The sequence below is a fragment of the Pedobacter antarcticus genome, assembly GCF_900112985.1.
Lineage (GTDB): Bacteria > Bacteroidota > Bacteroidia > Sphingobacteriales > Sphingobacteriaceae > Pedobacter > Pedobacter antarcticus.
On record NZ_FONS01000007.1, the window covers coordinates 127160 to 152777 of the forward strand.

Below are 25618 nucleotides of genomic sequence, written 5' to 3' on the forward strand. Positions count from 1 at the left end.
AAATCACCTTGTAAGTGATGGCAAAACATATATTTTTTTTTATCATATTTAAAATCATAGTTGTAGATGATTAACATTACACTTCCTGATGGCTCTGTCCGCCCTTTCGAAAAGGGGACTTCTGCTCATCAAATTGCACTTTCTATTTCTGAAGGACTTGCCCGCAATGTATTGGCTGCTGAAGTCAATGGCGTAGTCTGGGACTCTGTCCGGCCAATTGAGTCGGATGCAACAGTTAAATTGCTGACTTGGAACGATACGGCGGGTAAAGCGACTTTCTGGCACTCTTCTGCACATATAATGGCGGAAGCTTTAGAAGCTCTATATCCGGGTACCAAATTTGGTATCGGTCCGGCGATTGAAACCGGCTTCTATTATGATGTTGATTTCGGAGATCATGAGTTTTCTTCTGATGACTTTAAAACGATTGAAGCGAAGTTCATGGAACTGGCAAAGCAGAAAGAAGTTTTTACCAGAGAAAATGTCTCAAAGGCTGATGCTGTCGCCTATTTCACAGAAAAAGGAGATGAGTATAAACTAGACCTTATTGACGGTTTACAGGATGGTCAGATCACTTTTTATAAACAAGGTGAATTTACTGATTTATGCCGTGGCCCACACATTCCGAATACCGGTTTTATCAAGGCTGTAAAGCTTATGAATGTTGCTGGTGCTTACTGGAGAGGAGATGAGACTAAAAAACAGCTCACCCGGATTTATGGCGTTACTTTTCCGAAAGCGAGCGAGCTGACTGAATATCTCCATATGATTGAGGAGGCTAAAAAGCGAGACCACCGTAAGTTAGGTAAGGAACTTGAGCTTTTTGCATTTTCAGAAAAAGTAGGGATGGGTTTACCTTTATGGTTGCCTAAAGGAACAGCACTAAGAGAAAGATTGGTTAATTTCCTGACTAAAGCGCAAGCTAAATCTGGTTACGAACAGGTAATTACACCGCATATTGGACATAAAAATCTTTATGTGACTTCAGGTCACTGGGATAAATATGGTAAGGATTCTTTTCAATCGATAAAAACTCCGCAGGAAGGTGAGGAGTTTCTGTTGAAGCCGATGAACTGCCCGCACCATTGTGAGATTTATAAAGTAAAACCACGTTCTTACAAAGACCTTCCTTTACGGTTCGCTGAATTCGGTACTGTTTACCGTTATGAGCAAAGTGGGGAACTGCATGGTTTAACAAGGGTAAGAGGGTTTACTCAGGATGATGCTCACTTGTTCTGTCGTCCGGATCAGGTTAAAGAGGAGTTTAAAAAAGTAATCGATCTTGTACTGTATGTTTTTAAATCTTTAGGTTTTAACGACTACACTGCTCAGATCTCACTTCGTGATCCAGATAACAAGGCTAAGTACATCGGTTCTGATGAGAACTGGAAAATGGCTGAAGACGCTATTATCGAAGCTGCTGCTGAGAAAGAGCTGCCTACAGTCGTAGAGCTGGGAGAAGCAGCCTTTTACGGACCTAAACTGGACTTCATGGTAAAAGATGCTTTAGGAAGAAAATGGCAGCTCGGAACGATCCAGGTTGATTATAATCTACCAGAGAGATTTGAACTGGAATATACCGGTAGCGATAATCTAAAGCACAGACCAGTCATGATTCACCGTGCTCCATTTGGTTCACTGGAACGCTTTGTGGCTGTGCTGATTGAACATTGTGCAGGAAATTTCCCTTTATGGCTTTCCCCGGAACAATTTATCATACTTCCTATCTCAGAAAAATATGAAGATTATGCTAAAAAAGTTTCAGATGAACTAAATAATTCCGATATTCGCGGTTTGATTGACTTTCGTGATGAAAAAATCGGAAGAAAAATCAGGGATGCTGAGGTGAAGAAAACGCCTTATATGTTGATTATCGGTGAGAAGGAAATGACTGAAGGGAAGGTTTCGGTAAGAAAACATGGCGAGGGTGATCTCGGAGAGATGACTATCCAGGATTTCAGTGAATTATTAATTAAAGAAATAACAGTTTAAATAGTATATAAATTTGGCATTAGGCAGACCAGGATTTAACAGGGGACCACGTCCTCCTTTTAAGAAAAAAGAAGCAGAACATAATATTAATCAGTTTATCAGAGCCCAGGAGGTTAGATTAGCTGGAGATAATGTTGAACCAGGGATCTATCCTTTGGCAAAAGCTTTAGCCCTTGCCGATGAACTGGAACTGGATCTGGTTGAGATATCTCCTAACGCGGTACCTCCGGTTTGCAGAATCATTGATTACAGCAAGTTCGTTTACGAGCAGAAGAAAAAGCAGAAAGAGATTAAAGCGAATGCTAAGCAGACCATTATCAAGGAGATCCGTTTCGGACCGAATACAAACGATCACGATTTTCAGTTTAAACTGAAACATGCGGTAAGTTTCCTTGAAAACGGCGAAAAGGTTAGAGCATACGTTCACTTTAAGGGTAGAGCAATTGTTTATAAGGAGCAAGGTGAGATTTTGTTACTTAAATTTGCACAGGCTCTGGAAGATATTGGAAAAGTGGAACTTCTACCTAAATTAGAGGGTAAAAGAATGTTCCTTACGCTTGCTCCAAAAGTTGCGAAAAAATAAATAAATTACATAAATAAAGACAGGTTATGCCAAAAATGAAAACCAATTCCAGTGCTAAAAAGCGTTTTTCGCTTACTGGAACAGGTAAAATCGCAAGAAAGAACGCATACAAAAGCCACATCTTAACTAAGATGTCCACTAAACGTAAGCGTAATTTAGGTCACACCTCAATGGTGTCTAGTGCTGATATGGGCAACGTTAAGCGTATGCTTGCTATCGGAAAATAATTAATTTTAACCAGGTACCCGGTAGTAAGTTTGCTGAAATACGCAACACCGCTTATCAAAAAACAACAACACTATGCCACGTTCGGTAAACGCAGTAGCTTCGAGAAGAAGAAGGAAAAAAGTCCTAAATATGGCCAAAGGCTATTGGGGATCAAGAAGTAAAGTATTCACTGTAGCTAAAAATACGGTAGAAAAAGGTTTGCAATATGCATACCGTGACCGTAAAGTTAAGAAAAGAGAATTCCGTGGATTATGGATCCAACGTATTAACGCTGGTGCACGTCAGCACGGTATCTCTTACTCACAACTGATTGGTAAATTAGCAACTAAAAACATCGGTTTAAACCGTAAAGTTTTAGCTGATTTAGCTATGAATCACCCAGAAGCTTTCAAAGCTGTGATTGATACAGTTAAATAGTGAAATGATAATATATCAAAAAAGGAGAGCATTTGCTCTCCTTTTTTTTGCCTCATAATTTATATATTATTGGCTTTTGTACTATATACTCCGGGCCTAATCTGAAATAAATAGTGATTATGCTTTAGTCGCTGTAGAATCGGCTCTCAGTCCTCTTTTTTTACCTTTCATACCATGATGAGATCTTTTTTTCTCTTTATGGATAGTTTCAAGTTTAGTCTGCTGCTCTGCAGTAAGAACTTTATTTAACTGTTCCCGGTTTTCTTTCATGCCCTTCATCGCCAGGTCCTTTTTTTGATCCCTTTCGGCTTTTGCTTTTTGATGCCAGTCCTGGTTTTGTTTAAACTTGTTAAGTTCAATCGCGTAAACTTTTTGTTTCTGGTCAGCTGTCAGGCTCAATTCTTTCTCCAGTTTTGCAGTGCTTTTTTCCGCCCTTTGCTCTGGAGTTAATTGTTGTTTTTTACCTTGTTGTGCATAAGTTGCAGTGAATCCCATCAGTGCAATTGCGAATGTTAAAAAGATCTTTTTCATCTGTGTATGTTTTAATTTCCATGTGGCAACGCTATGTAAGCCGTTGCCTTGTTTTTATGGATAGAGTGTGAAAAAGCCAAACGGTTTAATCCGCATATGTTAAAAGATGTTAATTCTTGTTGAGCTGAGATAAAGATTTTTGCATTTGTGACATCATATTACTTAATGTTTCTATTGTTGGTTCTGGCGCAGGATCCGGGAGGGAAGTACTGATAAAAGCTTTGGCTTTCCATATTTCCAATATATCGTCTGCGGGAATGAGATACGGATCATATAGTTTGTTATCGGATACTAATTTTAATTCTTTCTTCTCCTTAAAACGGTTGCCTGCACGTTTGTAGACAACGCCTTCATTTTTACTGATAATAATATAGGTTTCACCTATTTTAACATCGTTCCAGTTATCCATATACTCACCTATAATAACACTTCCAGGCTGGATGGGTAACATAGAATCTCCCATGATTTCAAATGCCCTAAAAGTACCGTGGTTGAGAGAGGGGAGCGGAAGGTGAAACTTAGGCAAATCTTTAATGAACTCAGGGTCTGAGAATCCATTTAAGTAGCCTGCACTTGCTTTCACCGGTACCATTTCAATATTCTCATTATCCTGAGAATCGACTGAAATACTTAGAATCCTAAGATTAGTTCCCTGGCTTTTTAACTGCGGTTTCCACTTATCGGTGATTTGTTCATTGATAAACTCATCTATAGTCAGTTCGTAATGTTCTGCTATTTTTTTTAGTAATTCATATTTTGGTTCAGCCCGGTCTTCTTCATATGCACCCACTAATGATCTTTTAATTCCCATTATATCAGCGAATTGTTGCTGTGTGTGGCTGTTTTTCTTTCTGAGGTATTTGAGGTTGCTGGAAATATTAGACATAAAAATAAAATTAAAAAAAAGTTTGTTTATACTAAAATAGTTAGTAATATTGTACCAATAAAGTTAGTAATATTTAAGACTTGAACAAATCTTTATACTAAATTAATTAGTGGTCCTTTTAAACTGAATGCTATGAAAAAATTCGTCTATATCGTTACCGACAGAAACAGAAATAGTTTACATGTAGGTATCAGTGCTGATCTGATTAAAACTCTTGATTTTTATAAACAGATTCCAAGTCTTTTCTTTGACAGCTCACAACATTTGACCAGACTGGTGTATTTTGAAGAATTTAAGACTGAGATGCAGGCGCTTAGTAGATTTAAACTGATTAGCCGTTTCACCAGAATGCAAAAGGAGCGTCTAATTCGTTCCTGCAACCCGGATTGGGTTGACCTTACAATAGGTTTGGACTTTGAACATATTACGATGAACAGACCTTTATCTAATCAGGTGAAATTGCCGTTGGCCATACTCTCCTGACTCAATTGAAGATTATGGAAGAAGTATCTCTCCATATTGATCAGTTGAATTACGGCTATGGGCTGATTGATAAAGTATATAGCTTGAGAAACCAACTTGTTATCGTTGAACAGGATATCATTGGATTATTTAATCTCAACTATCCTATGATTCAGGATCTGATGTTTTTATGTCGTCATAACTTCCCGGATTCATGCGCTTTCCTGATCAATGATTTAGAGCAGCAATCACTCATAGAACAGGGATATGGGCTATCGACTAACTCGTGTAGAGTTTATACAGAGGAAGGGGCTATCTTAATTGGTATATTAATAAATTCAGAAAAAGCAGACCAGATTAGCAATAGTATTATTCAGATATTTGCTTCTTTGCGGGAAATGTCTATTTAACAAAAAGAGGGGGTTCATTGGAACCCCCTCTTTTTGTTTTTTAAGCCAGTATATCATTAATTATTTTTGACTTCATTTTTCTTTCTTTCTTTTTCTTCTTGTCTTTGTTTCCTTCTCAATTCTCTTTCTTCTTTTCTGGTTAAAGGAACTGTTGGAACTAATTGTTTAGGCGCAGGCTCCGCGGCTTTTTTCTCTGAAGATTTTACCTCTTCCTGCTTTTCAACTGCTGGCTCACTCTCAGAAACAGGTTCGGTCTGGAGTGAATCCGTAACGAGTGTGTCTGTAGCGACTGTATCCTGAACATAAACCGGTGTAGGGCAATTTATATTTCTTGTAATGGGCACGGTTGCTTTTGGAAACGGGCCGTAAGTGTACCCCGTAGATGTATCATGATATACTTTTTCCATGAATTTAGCGAAAATGGGCAATGCTGTTCTGGAACCTTCTCCGGTTTCTCCATTTTTGAAGTGTGCCGACCGCTCATCGCAGCCTACCCAAACGCCTGTAACCAGATCTTTGGTAACACCCATATACCAGGCATCAACATAGTCGGAAGAAGTTCCGGTTTTACCACCGATCTGATTGTTGTTTTTCCATAAATCCCACTCCCAGAGTGCTCTGGATGTTCCTCCCGGTTCTTCCATGCCACCACGGAGCATATACAACATTAACCATGCTATTTCCTCTGAAAGTACTCTCTTGGTTTTGGCCTCGAAATCTTCAATCAAATTATTATCCTGATCGGTGATCTTCTCTACAAGAATCGGGTCTGTACGCACTCCTTTATTCAGGAATGTGCCATAAGCCCGTACCATCTCATAAACTGACACATCATTAGGGCCCAGACTTACTGAAGGCACAGATTGAAGCGGACTCTCAATGCCGCATTCATGTGCCCATTTCACAACATTGTCCCAGCCAACATGTTCAGTGACCTGTGCAGTTACTGTATTAACAGACCTGCCTAAAGCTGCACGTAAGGACATCTCCCGGTAGGAGTTCTCCCAATTTGCATTTCTAGGTTCCCAATACTCTGTTTTGCCTTTTTCTTCGTATTTAATTCTAACAGGTTTATCTATAAAAGTGTCACAGGGGCCCATTCCGCTTTCCATAGCAGCCAGATAGGCGAAAGGTTTAAAGGTTGATCCAGCTTGTCTTTTAGATTGATTTACGTGGTCATATTTGAAGAATTTATGATCAACACCTCCAACCCATACTTTGATTTTACCAGTGAATGGATCTAATGTCATCATTCCTGTATTCATTATTTTCCCGTAATATCTGATTGAATCCAATGTAGAAAACAGGGTGTCACGGTCACCTTTATAAGAGAAGATAGTCATCTTCTTTTTCTTATTAAAGTAGGCTAATACTGAGTCTGGATTATTAGGGTACTTTTTCTCTAGCATAGCGTATATCGGCAAGCCTTTCATGGCTCGCGCCGGATAATCAATCTTACGCTTTTCAGAATCCTGCCACGGGTCTTCATTCCCCCATACGTTGTAAAACCGTTTTTGTATTATTCGCATTTGATCAGCAACTGCTTCTTCTGCGTAGTTTTGTAGTTTAGAGTCAATTGTGGTGTAAATTTTAAGTCCGTCCTCGTAAAGGTCGTATCCGTTTTTTTCACACCATTTCTCCAGGTATTTGGAAACCGCTGCCCGGAGATAGGAATCGCCATCACTACCGTCATCTACGCGGCCTTCTTTTAATTTCAATGGCTTTTTCTTAAATTCTGCTAATTCTCCGGCGCTGATATACCCATATTTGTTCATCTGGGACAAAGAAACATTTCTCCGGTCTAAAGCTCGCTGCGGATATTTGATAGGATTAAACATAGATGTACCCTTTAACATACCTACCAATAATGCCGATTCAGGAACAGATAAAGAATCACTCTGCTTATCGAAATATACTCTTGCAGCAGTTTTAATCCCGTAAGCATTATTACCAAATGATACCGTATTCAGATACATGGTTATAATATCTTCTTTACTGTAGTTTGATTCCAGCTTTACTGCCGTCATCCACTCTTTTAGTTTAGTGATGATTGTTCTTACAACGGGAATATGTTTGATAAATCCTTGTGATTTATTGTACCTGGTACGGTAAAGATTTTTAGCTAGTTGCTGGGTTATGGTACTGGCTCCACGTTTGTCTCCCGTGGCAGTAGAAACGCCACTTGAGATCAATGAACGAAAGTCAATTCCAATATGCTTGTAAAATCTTGCGTCTTCAGTGGCGACTAAAGCATTGACTACACTAGGTGAAATTTGCTTGAATGTCACTGGAGTCCGGTTTTCTTTATAATATCGGCCGATAAGTTTACCGTCAGATGTGTATAACTCCGATCCGACACTTAACGTTGGGATCTTTATATCGTGATACGATGGGGAGTAGCCGAAAAGCCATAGGAAATTGAGCTGTAGACTTGAAAAGAATAAAATTATACAGAATACAAATATGGCGAAATAACGTAGGTATTTGTTTTGTATTTCTTTGAACATATGACCGGGTCTAAATTTTTGGTTATCAGTTTGAGCAGATCCCCTCTCGTGGGGAGGATTACAAATTAACGCAAATAAATCTCGAAAATTTCAGCCATTATTAAATACGTTTATCAATGATTTTTATACAGCATTAAATTTTAAAGCGGCCAGGATTTGAATTCCACAATGTGACCAATACTTGCAATCGTGTTTTGATATTAATTTAAGTTATTAAACTGAAATGGTGTAATTATTTAAATGATTTGATATGTCAATTTGTTTATTTATCGATTGTATTTCAGTCGATTAGGCTATATTTATTTCGAGTGTAATGGATTGGTTTTTTCTTTTTTGTATAATAATGATATAACATTTTCATTACAATAGAAATAATGTATTTATTGATGCAACATACCGGGACAAAATGTGTCTGATGATAAAGAACCAAATTTATGATGAAAAATCTAACCTGTATGATCATTTTTTCTTGTTTGTTGAGCTATGTTGCTTATGCGCAAGAAAAACAAGGAGTAATACGTGGCTTTGTTATGGACTCAGTTACTAAGAAACCTATTGAGTATATGACCATCGCGCTGAAAAAAGAAAATACCGTACTTAAATCAGTAATTGTAGAAGCAACCGGTGAATTTAATTTCAAAGAAATTTCTTCCGGTAAATATGTCGTCACTGCAATAGCGGTAGGGTATGCCCCGAAAAATTTCCCTGTAGAAATCACTGCATCTGCTAAGGATATTAATTTAGGCAGAATATTTATTGTTGGTCAATCTAATGACCTTAAAGAGGTTTCAGTAACAGCAGACCGCCCTATAATTAAACAAGAATCAGATCGAATTATTTACGATATACAGGCAGATCCGGAGGCGAAGATTATGACAGCATTAGATATGATGCGTAAGGTGCCATTACTTTCTTTAGATGCCGAAGATAACATTCAATTAAAAGGTAGTGGCAACTTTAAAATACTCATTAATGGTAAGCCTTCTGGAATGATCGCCAGAAGCCCTAAAGATGTATTACGGAGTATGCCCGCCAGTTCGATTCAAAAAATAGAAGTTATCACTACACCACCTGCCAAATATGACAGTGAAGGGTTAGCTGGGATCATTAATATTATTACAACTAAAAAGATTGATAATGGATATAATGGAAGTTTAAACCTCAGACATCAAGGACCGGTAGGGGGACCGTCAATCGGGACGTATTTTACCGTCAAACAAAATAAACTGGGGATTACTGGTTATGGAGGAACCGGGTTTTACAGTTCTCCAAACGTATTTAGTGAAACTAATAGAACAACCACAGGTGAAGATCCGACACAACTGAGTAATATTGGCTCCAGAAAGTTTGATAACAATTTTAGATATGGGGGGGCAGAAATTAGTTATGAGATTGACACACTAAATTTAATTACAGCAGAACTAAATCCTTATAGTGGTTACAACAATTCCTCGAATGACCAACGTATTTCATTAACCGGGAACCAACAGAATAGCTCTTATGATATTATAGGGAAAAATAAATACAGATGGTCCGGATTTGATGCTACTGTAAATTATCAACTTGGATTCAAAAGCGATAAGAGCAGGTTACTTACCTTTTCTTATAAATACACGGATAATTCAAATCCTCAGGATAATGCATTGACATTTATGAACAGACAGAACTTTTTAGAGCCGGATTACAAACAGCACAACGAAAGTAAGTCTAGAGAGCAGACCTTACAGCTTGATTATGTACATCCGGTGAAGAAAGTAAATATCGAGGGCGGTATTAAGGGGATTCTGAGAGATAATAATAGTAATTATGAATACTTGGTACAGGATCAGGGTACGGGAGGATTTAATGTTGATCCGGAACGCACCAATAAGTTCGACAATAACCAGGATGTAATAGGCTTTTATAATTCTTACGCCTTAAATCTCGATAAATGGAGCTTCAAAGCCGGTGTACGTGCAGAGGGAACTTTTGTAAAAGCTAATTTCACAAGCGCAGGTACCAATGTCAATTCCGATTATTTTAACATTATACCGACCTTATCCATGAGTCACAAATTTAAAGACATGAGTAATATGAATTTTGGATTTACGCAAAGGATTGAGAGACCTGGTATTGAAAACCTGAATCCGTTCGTTGACCGTTCCGTACCGAATTTCGAATCTACGGGAAACCCCAACCTGGAAGCGGTGGTCAGCAATAATTTCGAATTGACTTACAGCAGATTTAAAAAAGGGAATATCAATATTGGTGTGAATTATAATTATGCAAATAATACGATACAATCAATCTCGATTTATAATGAGGCAGATCAGATAACACGTTCGACATTTGAAAATATAGGTAAAAATAAAGCGTTGACCAGCAATATTAATATCAATTTCCCGATTACACCGAAATGGAATATAAGTATGAATGGTAATTTTGGATACACCTGGTTGGAGGGGACAATTAATGGGAAAATAACCCAAAATGAAGGCGTTACCGGATATGGCTATGTAAATACAGGCTATAAATTTGCGAACACCTGGAAAGCAAATGCAAGTTTCAGTTACAGTGCGCCATGGGTACAGCTACAGGGTAGCTCAAGTTCCAACTATTATATGTCATTAAGTGGAAGTAAAGAAATAATTAAAGACAAGCTTACATTATCAGCAGGAATTAATAACCCATTCACTAAATACAGATATTTCACCAGAACTACCGAAGGTGCGAACTTTGTTCAGACTATGAAGTACCAGAATTATAACCGGAATTTTAATGCCAGTCTGAACTGGAAGTTTGGCAAGCTAAAGGATGCCATTAAAAAGAACCAGCGTAGCATTAACAACGATGACGTAAAAAGCTCAAGCAAGTCAGGAACATAGTCTTATATCTAATAAATTATCTTTTTAGAGCTACACTAAAGAGAAAACCCCTGTCTGATTTAGGCAGGGGTTCTTTTTTGACCTGGTTTATCATACCGTGAGCACATCGTATATTTCTAAAAGAAAAGAGACCTTACACGTCTAATTAAAGAAAGCACGATGATACTTTCGGAAAGTAACCATCTTAAGCTAATGGAGTTGTAAGTAATAGTATTCATTAAGAATGGTAATTGACAAGAAGAAAACCCCGGTAAAGCAAAAAGGGCCGTTCAATTTGAACGGCCCTTTTTATAGAACAAAATCAGGGATTAATATCCAGGATTCTGAGGTCTCAGGTTTGGATTGTTACGATATTCAGCTGTTGGAAGTGGAAACAATAGATGTTTTTCTCCCAATACAACAGATGCGTTATCAGCAAATTTGTGTCCTACAAAGTTGTCAAAACTATTTGTGGCTTCATTATATGCTTTTTTCAATCTGATCATGTCAAACCAGGTTACGCCTTCGTAACACAGTTCATGCCAGCGTTCTTTTAAAACAGCATCCTCAAACTGAGCTTGGTTTAAACCTGCAACAGGGGCTAATTTAGCACGTGTACGTATTGCGTTAACAGCTTCGTATGCTTTAGCATTAGGTGAACCATCCGCACGGTTTTGTGCTTCAGCATAAACTAACAATACGTCTGCATACCTGATTTGTGGCCAGTTCAAGTCAGATTGTGTTGTACCAGCAACTCCCAAAGTTCCATTAGCTACGAGATCGAAATGTTTGAAGATATAAGGCGCATTCAACTGTTTCAATGGTCCATTCCCACCGCTGTAATAAGAAGTGTAGAAGAATCCTTCACGATCTTTTGCTCTTAAATCTCCGGCTTCATAGGAGTTGTAGAACTGAACTGTTGGAACAGTACTACCGATCTCATCACTGTAAGCCGATACATCTTTAAAGTTAGGTAACAATAATTGTTGCATTGGATTTCCTGCAACTGTTGCTAAATACTGAATTTCAAAGATGTGCTCACCCGAATTTTCATCGGCAAGATTATGTAAATCTGCATACTTAGGAAACAAATTGATACCAGAATTATTAATTACGTCCAGTGCTTTGTCACTCGATAGCTTATAATATTCCGCACCTTTATTCAGTGGGAAACCTGCCATAGTCAAATAAACCTTAGATAGTAATGATTTGGCAGCAGCTTTATTTGCACGGCCACTTTTATCAGTCCATGGTAAACCTGCTTCTTCAGCATCTTTCAAATCTTTTATAATCTGATTGTACACTTCTTCTGACGATGTTCTGGTAGGATAAAAGTTTTCAGAAGCGGCAGTTTGCGGAGTAAGAATTAATGGAACGTCTCCGTATAATCTAACCAAATAGAAATATGACCAGGCACGAAGAAATTTGGCTTCACCAAGGATCTGATTCTTACGTGTCGCATCCATTGGGTTAATGCCAGGAACTCGTTCTAATACCAGGTTTGTTTGCGCAATAACACTATATAAACCCTGCCACCAGTTTCTAACTAATAGGTTATCTCCTGTATAAGATAAACCCACAAGGTTGTTTAAATCGGAGTTCTGACCAGTTTCTGTTTTTGCTGTTCCTGTGACCAATTCGAGCATAGAGAAGTTCGCAGCAAAAATACCTGCCCCATTACCAATAAAACGAGTTTGCGCATATGCAGCAGCAACAGCAGCCTCAGCGTGTTCAGGAATAGTGTAATAGGTGTCAGGTGTTAAATTTGACGGGTCCTGCTCGTCAAGGAATTTTTTACAGCTCCCGCCCAGTACAATCACAGCAAGTAATATGAGTGTACGTGTGTATTTTATATTTAATCTCATGATAATAAATTTAATAATCCGCTATGTAATTATAAACCAATATTTAAGCCCAGTAAGAAAGTAGTAGGCTTAGGATAATCGTAGAAGGTCTGACCTTGCGCAAAAGCATTATTATAGGTAGTAACCTCCGGATCATTTCCTCTGTATTTAGTAGCCAGGAAGAAATTCTGAACGCTGGTGTAGACTCTCAGTCGGCTTAATTTCATTCTTTTAACTACTTCGGCTGGGAAACTATATCCTAACACTGCATTTCTGCCACGGATAAATGAACCATCTTGTACCCAGCGGCTATCAACGTTTGTTACATAACCAGCTCTTGTATCGCGAATAGCAGCAATTGGTGTATTTTGATTAGTTGGAGTCCAGGCACCTAGTACAGTTTTGTAACTGTTCGCAATACCAACGCGATCTTCCGCAGCGTGCGTACTCATATCTAATACATCATTACCGTAAGAATATTGAATATCAATAACTAAATCTAAGTTTTTATACTTAAATGAATTGGAGAATGAACCCCATCCTTTTGGATTACCATTACCGATAATCATACGATCATCATCGTTAATTTGGTAATCGCCATTTACATCAAGATATTTCACATCACCAGGCAGTACTGTTTTACCACCACGATAGTTATACTTGGCAGCTTCAGCTCTTTCGCTTTCACTCCATGTACCTAAACGTTTTAGTCCCCAGAATGAACCTACAGCTTCGCCGACACGGATAATACCTGTTTCGTTAGTGAAACCAGGGTTACCAACGCCGAAAATATCAGCAGGAGTAGCCAGAGATAATACTTTGTTTTTGTTCAACGATATATTAAACGATGTATTCCATGTGAAATCCTCAGTAGAAATATTAACTGTATTAATAGCGAATTCAAAACCTTTATTTTCCAGACTACCTACGTTTTTGGTAATAACGCTGTAACCACTTGAGAAAGGAACCGGCGCGTCTAATAACATATCGGTAGTTTTTCTGTAGTATACGTCAGCCTCAATATTAATGCGGTTCTGCAATAAACCTAACTCGATACCAATATCAGACTGTGCTGTTTTTTCCCATTTCAAATCAGGATTAGCCAAACGGTTTGTTCCAACACCGATAACTCTGGTGTTTCCAATAATTGCATTATATCCGGCACCTAAAAGACCTAAAGATTTGTAAGGATCGATCTCGGAGTTACCAGTTACACCATAACTAGCTCTTAATTTTAAGTTCGATACAGTACTGTTACCTTTCAGGAAGTCTTCCTCAGAAGCTTTCCAGGCGAATGCAGCTGATGGGAAGAATGAAAATTTGTTATTTTCTCCAAATTTAGACGATCCGTCCGCACGACCTGTTACAGTTAATAAATATCTGTTTTTGTAAGCATAGTTGATCCTTCCGAAATAGGAGTTCATTGTATAACCTGGGAATCTGGAGTTTCCAGGATTAACTTTACTTGCAGCGCCGAGATTGTTATACTCGAAATAATCTGTTGAGAAATTCTCCCCGCTTGCACCAAAACCGAATGTTCTTGTACCTTGCCATGAAGTACCTAATAAAGCGGTAAGATCGTGATCAGTACCTATTTTTTTGTTATAAGTCAGGTAGTTTTCAAATGACCAGTAATTATCTCTGTTCACGTCAAGATATGCAGTTCCTTTTTGGTCATAAGAAATTCCATATAGGCTACGGCCATTGTATTCATTTCGGTTGCGCGTAACGATATTTGCGCCTAATACACTTCTGAATTCCAGACCTTCGGCCAGATTAATATTTGCATATGCATTTCCTAATACATTCTGAGTTTGAAGAATATACTTTCTATCTGTTAAGATATGCACCGGATTTGATCCGCCTTCAGCACCAGGATAATTTTGATTATCTGCCCAGGTACCGTCAGCATATTTTACAGGAAGGAAAGGGAAACTTTCAGTAATCATCCTTACTGCATTTAATCCGCCCGTACCTATATCCACCAAATTCTCTTCCTGGTAAGTGTAAGTTAAGCTTCCGCCAACTTTCATCCATTTTTTAATTTGGCTGTCCACATTAAAACGACCTGAATATCGTTTTAGGTATGAGTTTTTAAGTAGACCATTGTCTTCACGATAGTTTAGTGAAATACCATAAGTAGTTTCTGCATTTCCACCTGAAAAACCTAATTGGTGATTTTGAGAGAGCTTATTTTGAGTAGCTTCTTTTAACCAATCAGTGTCGTAAAGTGGATTTCCACTTGCATCAAAAAGTAATGGCAATGATTTTCTTTTGATTCTTGGGTCCACGTAGTTACCTGCAGCCCATCCGGTTGGATCATAGATTTTGGCATTCTCGTAAGCCAGATTTTCAGTATCAATATATTCCTGAGCATTTAACATTTCAACCCTTTTCGGACCAATTGTTGGCACACTGAAATCTACATCATAAGTAATTCTGTTTTGGCCTGAAACTCCTTTCTTGGTTGTAATCATGATTACACCATTTGCACCTCTGGCACCATAAATTGCAATAGAAGATGCGTCTTTAAGTACCTCTACCGATGCAATATCACCAGGGTTTAAGAAGTCAATTGCGTTACTTCTTTGTGTTTGCGTACCAACAGGTAAAATAACACCATCAATTACGTATAATGGGTTATTCGATGAATTAATCGAACTGAAACCACGTACACGGATACTAGTTTGTCCACCTGGACGGCCTGAGTTGGTATTCACTTGAACACCTGAGATCCGACCAGCTAATGCCTGGTTTAAGGAAGCAGCAGGACGTTCCTGAAGTTGTTCCAGTTTTACGGAACCTACAGCACCGGTAACGTCAGATTTTCTTCTTGTACCATAACCAACTACGACAACATCGTCAAGATTTACACCCTCAGCAGGAACGAGTTTAACACTCAGTGGTGAACTTCCGGAACCGGCTGCTCTTGTCTGAGGCGTATAACCCATAAATGTAAAGGTTAATTGTTCTGTAGCAGAAGTTACGTCGATCGTAAATTTACCATTACCGTCGGTAACAGTTGTTTTGCCAGATTTAGATTTGATCCCGACACCAGGAATTGGTTGGGAGTTTTCATCGAGTACAGTACCCGAGATGCGGATTTGCTGTTGCGATCCCTGGAAATAAGCGGAACTTATCGCCGAGAAGCTAAGCTCAGATTTTACTGCAGACGATGCAAAAACCTGATTGTTCATCAATAGGAGAACAGGAATCCCTGTACAGAGTAAACGTTTAATATTCATAAAGATTTATTTTGGTTAGTGGATATGATTTGTGCAGATCAGTGCACATTATTCGGCTGACAAAAAGGGGCTTTTGTTTACTTGCTGTCAGTAATGAAATTGTTGATTTTGAGGGGTTAACACTAAACCGTTTTAGCTTTTGTTCACAAATTTAACTGCTTGCTAAGTACATTTAAAATAAATAAATTAGAATCTATAATTGAAAAATTAAAAAGCCGGATGTGTTTTTGCCGCTTGAAAGGGGCTGTAGAGTAACTGAATGAGGCATAATCAGATATATTTGGTTTGAAATTGAATTAACAATTATTTATGCAAGCTTAATTTCGTTATTCAATTATAGCAAACACAATATGAATATCAAAATTATTTTTTTAACATCTGGATTTTATGCGCAACTTTTTTGTGTCAATTGCTTTCAGTCAGAATAGCCATTTAAAACCTTTTAGCTAGATTTGTTACAAACTTTATAATATGATTATTCAGTTTTGATAAATAATTTTCTACTTTAGGCAACTAAATCGTTTTAACAATAGATGTTGTCAGCGATAACAGATGAGTTAAAATACCGGTTTTATTCAAAAAAATATTTAACGGGTATTATTGAATAATTCCTTGAATTTGAAAATTACAACCAAATAAACCAATGAAAAGAAGAGTGTTTCTTAGAAATAGCGGGATTCTCGGTGCCGGAATTCTTGCTTCAAAAGTGTCATTTGCTGCCGCACCAGCATTTCCTATAGTACGTACGGCACCTGCAAAGCGTAATTTCCAGAGTAAATCTGTCGAAGCGGCCATACGCACATTTCAGTCTAAAGTTAAAAATCCTGAGTTAAGCTGGTTATTTGAAAATTGTTTTCCAAACACTTTGGATACGACAGTTTTTTATAAAGAAATTAACGGTAAACCCGATACGTACGTAATTACCGGCGACATTGATGCGATGTGGTTGAGAGATAGCTCTGCCCAGGTATGGCCGTATCTTCAATTTGCAGGAGAAGATAAAGCCTTAAAAAATCTGATTGCCGGCGTCATCAATCATCAGACTAAGTGTATTCTTAAAGACCCATATGCAAATGCATTTTATGGTGATCCGCAGAAAGTTGGAGAATGGAGTACCGATAAAACTGATATGAAACCAGGCATTCATGAAAGAAAGTGGGAAATAGATTCTTTATGTTATCCTATTCGTTTAGCTTTTCACTATTGGAAAAAGACGGGTGATACAGCCCCTTTTAACGCTGATTGGAAAAACTCAATAAAGAGTATACTTCAGGTTTTTAAAGAACAGCAACGTAAAGAAGATAAAGGGCCTTACCATTTCCAGCGCGTTACGCAACACCCGACAGATAGTTTACCAATGGCCGGTTACGGTTTCCCAGTGAATCCTGTAGGCCTAATTGTTTCGGCATTCCGCCCAAGTGATGATGCTACAATTTTCCCTTTCCTGATTCCATCAAATTTCTTTGCTGTTATTTCGCTTAAACAAGCTGCAGAAATGATCAGTGTTTTACAACCTGACCAGCAGCTCCAGTCAGATCTGCTGGCTTTAGCTGCCGAAGTTCAGGCTGCGATACAGAAACATGCAGTAGTAGAGCATCCGGAATTTGGTAAAATTTATGCCTTTGAGGTTGACGGTTTCGGTGGGTCATACATTATGGACGACTCCAATGTTCCAAGCCTGCTTTCACTACCTTATCTTGGTGCGGTGGAAGATGGAGATGTTGTTTATCAGAATACCAGAAAATTTGTTCTTTCTAAAGCTAACCCATATTTCTTTAAAGGTACTGCAGCAGAAGGTATTGGTGGACCACATGCAGGGCAGGACATGATCTGGCCAATGAGTATTACGATACGTGCTTTAACCTCAAAAGACAAAACAGAAATAAAACACTGTATTGAAATGTTGCAAAAAACTCATGGCGGGAAAGGCTTTATGCATGAATCATTTCATAAAGATGATCCAGCGAACTTTACAAGGTCCTGGTTTGCCTGGTCAAACACCCTGTTTGGCGAATTATTGTGGAAGACTTTCCACGAAATGCCTGAGCTTTTAAAGGCTTAAAAAGAAACACAAGTTCCTGATGAAGCCTGAAACGGCTTTATCAGGAACCATATATAACTTTATACATTAAAAATTAATGAAAAACACATTAGCATTAGGGGTAGATATCGGGGGTTCGCATATAACAGCAGCACTGATTGATCTCAATGACCGGATGCTTGTCGCAGGAACAATAAAAAGAAAAGATGTTAATTCCGTCCAGGCAGCTGATGTGATTCTGGAATCCTGGTGTGGACTAATGAATGAGGTACTCAGAGATATCCCGGCTCAAGAAAGGTTAGTGGCGATAGCGATGCCGGGACCTTTTGATTATGAAAATGGAATCTCATTGATTAAAGATCAGGAAAAGTTCCGAAACCTATACCTGCATAATGTTAAAGCAGAAATAGCTACACATTTAAATATAGCGGAAGAACAAATCAGTTTTATAAATGATGCAGCCGGGTTTCTTCAAGGAGAAATTTTTAGCGGAACTGCAGATGGAAAACAAGATATCATAGGACTTACACTTGGAACCGGCTTAGGGGCCGCCAGAAGTATTGGCGGTATTGCGACCGATGCCGCGCTTTGGAATACACCATTTAAAACAGGAATTGCCGAAGATTACCTATCTACACGTTGGTTTGAAGCCCGTTATGAAGCTTTAAGTGGAAAGAAAATCAGTGGTGTAAAGCCTTTAAACAGTACAGCGCACCCAGATCAGTTTGCGGGACAGATCTTCCAGGAATTTGGAGAAAACCTGGCAGAATTTCTTGTGCCACTTATCCGCAAATGGGAACCCGAAGCTGTAATTCTGGGGGGGAATATTGCAAATGCTTACAAACGATTTGTACCATATCTGGAGGCCGTACTGCGTAGCCATGGCTTACACACAGAAGTGTTGCCGGCTAAGCTGAAAGAAGATGCTTCGTTAATCGGGGCAGCTAGTTGTTGGGAAATGAAACCGAAACATAAACTTTGACAATTTAAAACCATGAAGAAAATTCTAAGTATGATGCTGCTTTTAGGCAGTACCTGTGCATTTGCTCAGTTGACAGGGAAGATAAATGACCCTGTAGAACTGGTTAATCCACTAATGGGAAGTCAGTCTAAGCCGGACTTGTCCAATGGAAATACCTATCCAGCAGTGGCCGTGCCTTGGGGAATGAACCTTTGGACACCACAAACAGGTAAAATGGGGAATGGCTGGGCCTATACCTATGACGCCGATAAAATACGCGGATTTAAACAAACACACCAACCCTCGCCATGGATGAACGATTACGGTCAGTTCGCTATTATGCCGGTGACAGGAAAGTTGAAATTTGACGAGGATTCCAGAGCGAGCTGGTTCAGCCATAAATCGGAAACTTCAAAACCATATTACTATAGCGTATACCTGGCAGATGCAGACGTAACAACTGAAATTACGCCAACAGAACGTGCTGCTCAGTTTCGTTTTACTTTTCCTAAGACAGACAGCTCTTTTGTCGTTGTAGACGCATTAAATAAAGGTTCTTATATTAAGATTCTGCCTAATGAGCGTAAAATCATTGGTTATACAACCAAATATGCAAGAGGACCGCTACCTAAGAATTTTAAAAATTACTTTGTAATCTATTTCGATAAAGACTTTGCACTTTCGAAAACCTGGTCAGATAAGAAGTTGAAAGATGGACTTGAACTGGAAAGCGATCATACGGGTGCTGTGATTGGCTTCAAGACTAAAAAAGGAGAACAGGTAACTGCTAAAATTGCTTCGTCATTTATTAGTTTTGAACAGGCCGAAATTAATCTTAAACGTGAGCTTGCCGGCGATAATTTCGAGCAGACTAAACAAAAAGCTAAGTCAAAATGGAATGAGGCTTTAGGTAAGATACAAGTAGAAGGTGGTACAATTGACCAGGCACGTACATTTTATTCATGCTTGTACAGAACACTTTTCTTTCCAAACAAATTGTATGAAATCAATGCAAAGAATGAAGTTGTTCACTGGAGTCCGTACAATGGGAAAACGCTCCCAGGTTATATGTTTGCAGGAACGGGATTCTGGGATACTTTCCGTGCGTTGTATCCATTCTTGAACCTGGTTTATCCTTCGATCAATAAGGAAATGCAGGAAGGGTTAGTTAATGCCTATAAAGAAGGTGGCTGGTTGCCAGAGTGGAGCAGTCCGGGATATGCTAATATCATGGTTGGAAATAACTCCGCTTCAGTAGTGAGTGATGCCTATATTAAAGGTATGAGAGGTTATGATATCAATACCTTATGGGATGCAGTAGTACATGGCGCAAACAATGCCGGGCCGATGGAAGCAGTAGGTCGTGACGGTGTTGAGTACTATAACAAATTAGGTTATGTACCATACGATGTAAAGGTAAATGAAAATGCGGCCAAGACATTAGAATATGCTTATGACGACTTTGCAATTTATCAACTGGGCCGTGCATTAGGCAAACCAGAAAGTGAAATCGGGATCTATGCGAAACGCAGTATGAATTATAAAAACTTGTTTGATCCGGCATCTGGTCTGATGAGAGGCAAAAATAAAGATGGTAGTTTCCAGACACCTTTCAGCCCGTTCAAATGGGGTGGTGCTTTTACAGAAGGTAATAGCTGGCACTATACCTGGTCTGTATTCCATGATATCGCCGGTCTGTCTAAATTAATGGGTGGAAATGAGAAGTTTGTTGAAAAACTAGACTCAGTATTCACTATGCCACCTGTTTTTGATGAAAGCGCTTATGGTGGAGTAATCCATGAAATCAGAGAAATGCAGATTGCTAATATGGGACAATATGCACATGGTAATCAGCCGATTCAGCATATGATTTACCTGTACAACTACGGCGGTGCTCCCTGGAAGACTCAGCACTGGGTGAGAGAAACGATGAATAGAATGTACCAGGCTACTCCAGACGGATATTGCGGAGATGAAGATAATGGTCAGACATCTGCATGGTATGTGTTCTCAGCAATGGGATTCTATCCGGTAACACCTGCTGTAGATCAGTATGTTTTAGGTGCTCCTTTATTTAAGAAAGTTACTTTAAAACTGGAAAATGGAAAAGAAATTGTTATCCAGGCTCCAGAAAACAGCGATGCAAACAGATATGTAAAATCTTTACAAATCAACGGTAAAAACTACAGCAAAAACTGGTTAAGCCATTCAGATTTACAAAAAGGAGCAGTGCTTAATTTTAACATGACTAATCAGCCAGATAAAAAAAGAGGTATTAATCCAGCCGATTTCCCTTATTCATTCTCTACAGAGAAAAAATAAGAAGAATATATGCTGGTGTGAACCCCAAAAATTGGACAGATCACAAAATTATTTTTTTACGAGAGCCCGGTATTTTACCGGGCTCTTTCTATTTAACCTGTTTTATATTATTCTGCATACTCCAATTTTATGAGATGTTCTTTTAATAGAATGATCTCCAGGTTGAAAGATCTCTTGCTTATTCACAGTCAACGGATGCATCACTATTCAAAGTTGAAAACCTTGATATAACGGTATAAGTATATTAAAATCGTACAATTAGTATAGAACTACACTTATTAATCACAAGAAATGTAAAAAAATGCGAAATCCTGTTTTTTATAGAATAGCAGTATTTAGAATGGACCCATATTTGTTTAAGTTTACACGACATACAATTTCCGCGAAATAAATGAGTAAAGTATTTACAATCGCTGAAGGACTGGAAAACATGGGTGCTTTGCGCACCGGTGGCCAGGGTTCAGTATATAAAGGCAGGAGGTACGGGCCTATAATTACAGCGGTGAAAATTCTACCTACACCAGTACATGCTGAAGGCCCGGAAGATAAAAATTTCAGTAGTTTTCAAAATGAAGTTGAGAAACTTAAGAAGGTTAACGAACAGCCTAATCCGAACATCGTTAAAATTCTAAATTCCGGAATAACAGAAAGCGGTTCTTTTCCATTTATCGAAATGGAATTTATTGCCGGCCCTGATCTGGAAGAATTACTGGGAGCTCCGCATGATCCGGTTTTTACTGTCAAAGAGGTAATTAAAGTGGCCGATCATCTAGCCAATGCCCTGGCACATTGCCATGGATTTATGGTTAGGCATGGAGATATAAAAAGTAATAATATCAAATTTAATGTACACACTGGTAATTATGTCCTGCTTGATTTTGGGCTGTCGGTCATGTCCGATGAGCAGCGGCGTACCAGTATACGACATGCCGGGGCGATAGAATTCATGGCGCCGGAACAAAGTGAAGGGCAGATGCTCGCCGAGACAGATATCTATAGTTACGGTATTATACTCTACGAACTACTTGCCGGCCAGGTTCCGTTCCCTTTAAAAGATCAGGGACAGAAATCCAGAAATGAGGTGCTCGTCGGGCATCTGGAGCTGGTAGTTCCGGACTTGCTGGAACTAAGAGCGAAAAATATTCCCGCAAACTGGTCCGAAGAAAAAAAACAGCAGGAAATGCAAGTTCCCGCCTGGCTAATGGCTATTATCAGCCGTTGCCTGGAAAAGAAACCATCAGACCGGTATGCTGACGGCCTTGCTTTGCAGGAAGCACTCATCCGTGACAGTGTAAATGCCCCGGCAGACATTGTAGCCGATCAACATGCAATTCAATTACTGGAGCAGGAAAATGCGCGTTTACAGACCCAGTTAAGAAATATGCAGAACGCCCAACAGGAAAGAAGGGCGGAAGAGGGCGTTGTCGTTCTTTCGAAAGCCGTTTTTTTTGTGTTGATTCTTGCAGGTGCATGTATGTTCGCTTTACTTTGCTATTTCCTTTTAACAGGGCCTGCCAAAAGTACTAAACCGGTTAAAGTTCCAGTCGAAACCAGGAAAGAAAGTCCGGTTCAGGAAGAAGAACAGAAGGACCATGGCTATAGCTGGGATAAGGATACTGTTGAGGATATCAAGCCAAAAGACACTTTACCAGTACAATTAAAGCCCGTACCTTTACCACAAACAGATACAACCCTTCTTAATTTAGATACAACCATCCATTTTTAGTCCGATAAATCGTTATGGCTGATAAACCTACATTTTGGAAAAGAACAGGCTTACAGGATCTGTTTCTTCCTTCTTCAAAAAAATCGTTGACTCCGGAGGTGAAAAGCTTGAGTCCTGATGAAGTATACCAGTACATTTTGGAGAAATTCAAGTCCTCGATTGAAGAGTTGTCTTTTGCCAATCGTGTCGTGTTTTATCACGAATATATTATCTGCTTCAATGAAGCAGATTACAAAGAATTTCTTGCGCATAAACAAGGCCTGTTTGGGATTATAGTACATGAATGTGTACGCCAGTTTTATGCAATATTAGCCGCTAAGCGGAAATCCGGACAGACAGTGATGCCCTCAGGTTCAAAATGGGTTTTCAGGCTGGTCTCTCATCCTGATTATAATCGTGGTGATAAAGGATTTATTGGTAAATTATTACCAGAAAGCCATCAGAAAGAAGAAAATTTGCGGGTTACATTTATTCCCAGACAAACGGGGATAGCAGAAACCTTAGATCTTAATCAGGAGATGTTAAGTGGTTTCACTTACTATAGCGAAGGATATTACGAACTTCCTTTCGAGACCGGTTTACAGGTTCCGGAGGCTGCAGATATGCAGAAAACAAAGCGGTTCTCAGGGAAGAAAGGTTTCGCGAAACTGGAGATTATGATGCCTGATGCCAGGTTCAGAGGAAAGAAAGTAGAGTATCTGATGGAGAAAGAAGACCTGCTGGTATCAGGGCAGGAAGAGAATAATTCAAATCAGGACAATTTCTATATCCCTTCAGAATGGGTAAATAGCCCTCACTTACGTATTGTATACAGAAAATCTGAAGAAAAACTGTATTTAGCTACCTTTGGCGAAAAGACCTTGTTAAATGAACAGGAACTGCCTTTTTCGAGCCCGGCAGCCCCGGTATGGACAGAATTGCCTTATAACTCGAAAGTCTTGCTTAACGGGATTATCGGAATGAATATTTACAAACCATAGGATGGAAAAATATCTTTCAATAGCGTTATTTTTATTAGTGCTGGCCATGCTGGTCCTACATTTTGCAGAAATTAGAAAATCACAAAGATAATGACCGATCATCTTTTTGGAATAACAGATCCCGGATTAGTAAGGGATAATAACGAAGACGTTTTTATTGCTGCGGAACTGATGCAGCAGAAATACCAGATTGCTGGAGTGATAGATGGTGTGGGTGGTTATGCAGGTGGAGAGATTGCGTCGGCATTAACCAAGGATTGTCTGCTACGCGAACTAACCGGCGAAATAGCGGAGCCGCAACTTGCCCTGCTCCAGGCTTTGTTTCTCGCTAATGAAAAGATATTGTTTGAAAAAAAGACAGACCTGGAACTGGCAGATATGGCCTGTGTAGCGAGTGTTGCAATTATTGACTGTGCACAAAATATACTGCATTATGTCCACGTCGGTGATACACGCTTATACCTTTACCGGGATCAAAGCTTGATTAAGATTAGCCAGGATCAAAGTTTTGTAGGCTTTCTGGAAGATTCCGGGCGACTGACAGAAGCCGCTGCAATGCAGCATCCAAAAAGGAACCAGATCAATCAGGCTTTAGGGCTGGTACCTGTTGCGGACATGCCCGATAATTACATCGAAACAGGAACTTCGCCTTTTTTACCGGGCGACCTGTTATTGGTTTGCAGTGACGGGTTAACTGATATGATCAGTCAGCAGGAGATCAGTGCTGTACTGGAGCAGGATATCCCAATCGAAGAAAAAGCGGTAAGTCTGATTTACCTTGCCAATGCTGCCGGAGGAAAAGATAATATTACAGTAGTGCTGGCCAAAAACACCAAAATCCCAGTAAAAACTATTGTCGAAGATGTACCTGTAAACCGTATACGCAATGCAGATGAACAGATTTTCGAAAAAAACAGACAAGAAGAATTACCTTTTGTTTTCGAAACTGAAAACCAGTTCAGAACCGAAAGTACATTACCAGCAGATCTCACTGAAATAGAAGAGCCCGTTATAACCCTGCCTTTACAAAGTAACAGGCATCAGCAAACTAAACCGGAAATGCCAGGAGAAGAGGGAGGGAGTCACCAGCGAAATCATAATATCATTATGCTCGCTTGCTTTTTGGTTATCCTGTTATTGGGCGTTGCAGGATGGTGGTTCTTTAGAAGCCGGACCGAAAGCGACAACCTGGAGAAAGTTGTCCGGACGGCTCCTGTTTTACTACCTGCTGAGAACAAATTGTCAGCATTGCTGGCTGGATTTAAGGGCGACACTTTAAAGCTGAATACAAAAGATTATAATGGAGTTATCAGACTAACCAGAACCATAGAAATCAGCAGGGATAGCCTGGTGATCCTAGCTGAAGGACCGTTGTCTTTAGTTAAGGATAGTCTGTTCCAGGGTGAGGCTGCAATTAAATTCACAGGAAATCAACGTTCGGTTCATTTGAATGGCATAAAAATTACTGGATTTGCAACAGGAATTATTGCCCCGGAGCATGGATTGGTACTTAAGAATGTAATATTCGAAAACTGTGGTATAGCATTGGAAAACCGGTTTGCTTTCAAAAATAATGAGTCTGTTTCCGGCAGTATCTCAAAGAATAGTTTCCGGGTAGATACTTCGGGTAAAAAATAGAG

The 25618-nt window shown here is 39.2% G+C and carries 18 protein-coding genes; 13 read left to right on the top strand and 5 right to left on the bottom strand.

Features of this window, described 5'->3' with window-relative positions:
* The first annotated feature begins 66 nt into the window (after window positions 1-66).
* From thrS to rplT, 4 genes are all read left to right on the top strand, one after another.
* Window positions 67-1992, top strand: a complete 1926-nt coding sequence (gene thrS, locus BM192_RS15025) for a threonine--tRNA ligase (protein ID WP_037439535.1) — start codon at window positions 67-69, stop codon at window positions 1990-1992.
* A gap of 13 nt (window positions 1993-2005) precedes the next feature.
* The gene (gene infC / locus BM192_RS15030) at window positions 2006-2575 is read left to right on the top strand and encodes a translation initiation factor IF-3 (RefSeq protein ID WP_051759761.1); all 570 of its coding nucleotides are present in this window, start codon (window positions 2006-2008) and stop codon (window positions 2573-2575) included.
* A 26-nt stretch (window positions 2576-2601) separates the two neighbouring features.
* Window positions 2602-2802 carry a 50S ribosomal protein L35 gene (rpmI, locus tag BM192_RS15035; protein ID WP_037439533.1) on the top strand — a complete coding sequence of 67 codons (201 nt, stop codon included), beginning with the start codon at window positions 2602-2604 and terminating at the stop codon, window positions 2800-2802.
* Window positions 2803-2875: 73 nt separating this feature from the next.
* A complete protein-coding gene (gene rplT, locus BM192_RS15040; protein WP_037439531.1) occupies window positions 2876-3220 on the top strand; it encodes a 50S ribosomal protein L20 in 345 nt (114 codons plus the stop codon).
* A gap of 117 nt (window positions 3221-3337) precedes the next feature.
* Here the strand turns inward: rplT and BM192_RS15045 are convergent, their stop codons facing one another.
* Both BM192_RS15045 and BM192_RS15050 read right to left on the bottom strand, forming a co-directional pair.
* Window positions 3338-3751 (bottom strand): hypothetical protein, encoded by a 414-nt coding sequence (locus tag BM192_RS15045; RefSeq protein ID WP_037439529.1) that lies wholly within the window; start codon window positions 3749-3751, stop codon window positions 3338-3340.
* Window positions 3752-3860: 109 nt separating this feature from the next.
* On the bottom strand, window positions 3861-4637 hold the full coding sequence (locus BM192_RS15050; protein WP_037439527.1) for an XRE family transcriptional regulator: 777 nt from the start codon (window positions 4635-4637) through the stop codon (window positions 3861-3863).
* Window positions 4638-4769: 132 nt separating this feature from the next.
* Between BM192_RS15050 and BM192_RS15055 the strand changes: the two genes are divergently transcribed.
* Window positions 4770-5120: a GIY-YIG nuclease family protein gene (locus tag BM192_RS15055; RefSeq protein WP_037439525.1), complete on the top strand. Its 351-nt coding sequence runs from the start codon at window positions 4770-4772 to the stop codon at window positions 5118-5120.
* Between the two features lie 14 nt (window positions 5121-5134).
* A complete protein-coding gene (locus BM192_RS15060; protein ID WP_037439523.1) occupies window positions 5135-5509 on the top strand; it encodes a hypothetical protein in 375 nt (124 codons plus the stop codon).
* A 56-nt stretch (window positions 5510-5565) separates the two neighbouring features.
* Here the strand turns inward: BM192_RS15060 and BM192_RS15065 are convergent, their stop codons facing one another.
* The gene (locus BM192_RS15065; protein WP_037439520.1) at window positions 5566-8016 is read right to left on the bottom strand and encodes a transglycosylase domain-containing protein; all 2451 of its coding nucleotides are present in this window, start codon (window positions 8014-8016) and stop codon (window positions 5566-5568) included.
* 434 nt (window positions 8017-8450) lie between these two features.
* On the opposite strand from BM192_RS15065, the gene BM192_RS15070 reads away from it, so the two are divergent.
* A complete protein-coding gene (locus BM192_RS15070) occupies window positions 8451-10880 on the top strand; it encodes an outer membrane beta-barrel family protein (protein ID WP_081857487.1) in 2430 nt (809 codons plus the stop codon).
* Window positions 10881-11188: 308 nt separating this feature from the next.
* Here BM192_RS15070 and BM192_RS15075 read toward each other — a convergent pair whose 3' ends face one another.
* Window positions 11189-12724, bottom strand: a complete 1536-nt coding sequence (locus tag BM192_RS15075) for a RagB/SusD family nutrient uptake outer membrane protein (RefSeq protein WP_037439518.1) — start codon at window positions 12722-12724, stop codon at window positions 11189-11191.
* 29 nt (window positions 12725-12753) lie between these two features.
* Window positions 12754-15948, bottom strand: a complete 3195-nt coding sequence (locus tag BM192_RS15080; protein WP_088775971.1) for a SusC/RagA family TonB-linked outer membrane protein — start codon at window positions 15946-15948, stop codon at window positions 12754-12756.
* A gap of 643 nt (window positions 15949-16591) precedes the next feature.
* Here BM192_RS15080 and BM192_RS15085 point away from each other — a divergent pair.
* The 6 genes from BM192_RS15085 (at window position 16592) to BM192_RS15110 (ending at window position 25616) form a co-directional block, all read left to right on the top strand.
* Window positions 16592-18010, top strand: coding sequence for a glycoside hydrolase family 125 protein (locus BM192_RS15085; RefSeq protein ID WP_037439514.1), 1419 nt, complete (start codon window positions 16592-16594; stop codon window positions 18008-18010).
* A gap of 76 nt (window positions 18011-18086) precedes the next feature.
* Entirely contained in the window at window positions 18087-18971 is an 885-nt protein-coding gene (locus BM192_RS15090) for an ROK family protein (RefSeq protein ID WP_037439512.1), read from the top strand.
* Between the two features lie 12 nt (window positions 18972-18983).
* A complete protein-coding gene (locus tag BM192_RS15095) occupies window positions 18984-21272 on the top strand; it encodes a GH92 family glycosyl hydrolase (RefSeq protein WP_037439510.1) in 2289 nt (762 codons plus the stop codon).
* Window positions 21273-21663: 391 nt separating this feature from the next.
* Window positions 21664-22998, top strand: a complete 1335-nt coding sequence (locus tag BM192_RS15100) for a serine/threonine protein kinase (RefSeq protein ID WP_051759758.1) — start codon at window positions 21664-21666, stop codon at window positions 22996-22998.
* 14 nt (window positions 22999-23012) lie between these two features.
* Window positions 23013-23978: a hypothetical protein gene (locus tag BM192_RS15105; protein WP_037439508.1), complete on the top strand. Its 966-nt coding sequence runs from the start codon at window positions 23013-23015 to the stop codon at window positions 23976-23978.
* Between the two features lie 90 nt (window positions 23979-24068).
* Window positions 24069-25616 (top strand): PP2C family protein-serine/threonine phosphatase, encoded by a 1548-nt coding sequence (locus BM192_RS15110; protein WP_051759756.1) that lies wholly within the window; start codon window positions 24069-24071, stop codon window positions 25614-25616.
* Window positions 25617-25618 lie beyond the last annotated feature (2 nt).

Excerpts from the sequence above, each read along its gene's own strand:
- thrS (WP_037439535.1), top strand. The coding sequence starts at position 67 with ATGATTAACATTACACTTCCTGATGGCTCTGTCCGCCCTTTCGAAAAG.
- rpmI (WP_037439533.1), top strand. The coding sequence starts at position 2,602 with ATGCCAAAAATGAAAACCAATTCCAGTGCTAAAAAGCGTTTTTCGCTT.
- rplT (WP_037439531.1), top strand. The coding sequence starts at position 2,876 with ATGCCACGTTCGGTAAACGCAGTAGCTTCGAGAAGAAGAAGGAAAAAA.
- BM192_RS15045 (WP_037439529.1), bottom strand. The coding sequence starts at position 3,751 with ATGAAAAAGATCTTTTTAACATTCGCAATTGCACTGATGGGATTCACT.
- BM192_RS15050 (WP_037439527.1), bottom strand. The coding sequence starts at position 4,637 with ATGTCTAATATTTCCAGCAACCTCAAATACCTCAGAAAGAAAAACAGC.
- BM192_RS15055 (WP_037439525.1), top strand. The coding sequence starts at position 4,770 with ATGAAAAAATTCGTCTATATCGTTACCGACAGAAACAGAAATAGTTTA.
- BM192_RS15060 (WP_037439523.1), top strand. The coding sequence starts at position 5,135 with ATGGAAGAAGTATCTCTCCATATTGATCAGTTGAATTACGGCTATGGG.
- BM192_RS15065 (WP_037439520.1), bottom strand. The coding sequence starts at position 8,016 with ATGTTCAAAGAAATACAAAACAAATACCTACGTTATTTCGCCATATTT.
- BM192_RS15070 (WP_081857487.1), top strand. The coding sequence starts at position 8,451 with ATGATGAAAAATCTAACCTGTATGATCATTTTTTCTTGTTTGTTGAGC.
- BM192_RS15075 (WP_037439518.1), bottom strand. The coding sequence starts at position 12,724 with ATGAGATTAAATATAAAATACACACGTACACTCATATTACTTGCTGTG.
- BM192_RS15080 (WP_088775971.1), bottom strand. The coding sequence starts at position 15,948 with ATGAATATTAAACGTTTACTCTGTACAGGGATTCCTGTTCTCCTATTG.
- BM192_RS15085 (WP_037439514.1), top strand. The coding sequence starts at position 16,592 with ATGAAAAGAAGAGTGTTTCTTAGAAATAGCGGGATTCTCGGTGCCGGA.
- BM192_RS15090 (WP_037439512.1), top strand. The coding sequence starts at position 18,087 with ATGAAAAACACATTAGCATTAGGGGTAGATATCGGGGGTTCGCATATA.
- BM192_RS15095 (WP_037439510.1), top strand. The coding sequence starts at position 18,984 with ATGAAGAAAATTCTAAGTATGATGCTGCTTTTAGGCAGTACCTGTGCA.
- BM192_RS15100 (WP_051759758.1), top strand. The coding sequence starts at position 21,664 with ATGAGTAAAGTATTTACAATCGCTGAAGGACTGGAAAACATGGGTGCT.
- BM192_RS15105 (WP_037439508.1), top strand. The coding sequence starts at position 23,013 with ATGGCTGATAAACCTACATTTTGGAAAAGAACAGGCTTACAGGATCTG.
- BM192_RS15110 (WP_051759756.1), top strand. The coding sequence starts at position 24,069 with ATGACCGATCATCTTTTTGGAATAACAGATCCCGGATTAGTAAGGGAT.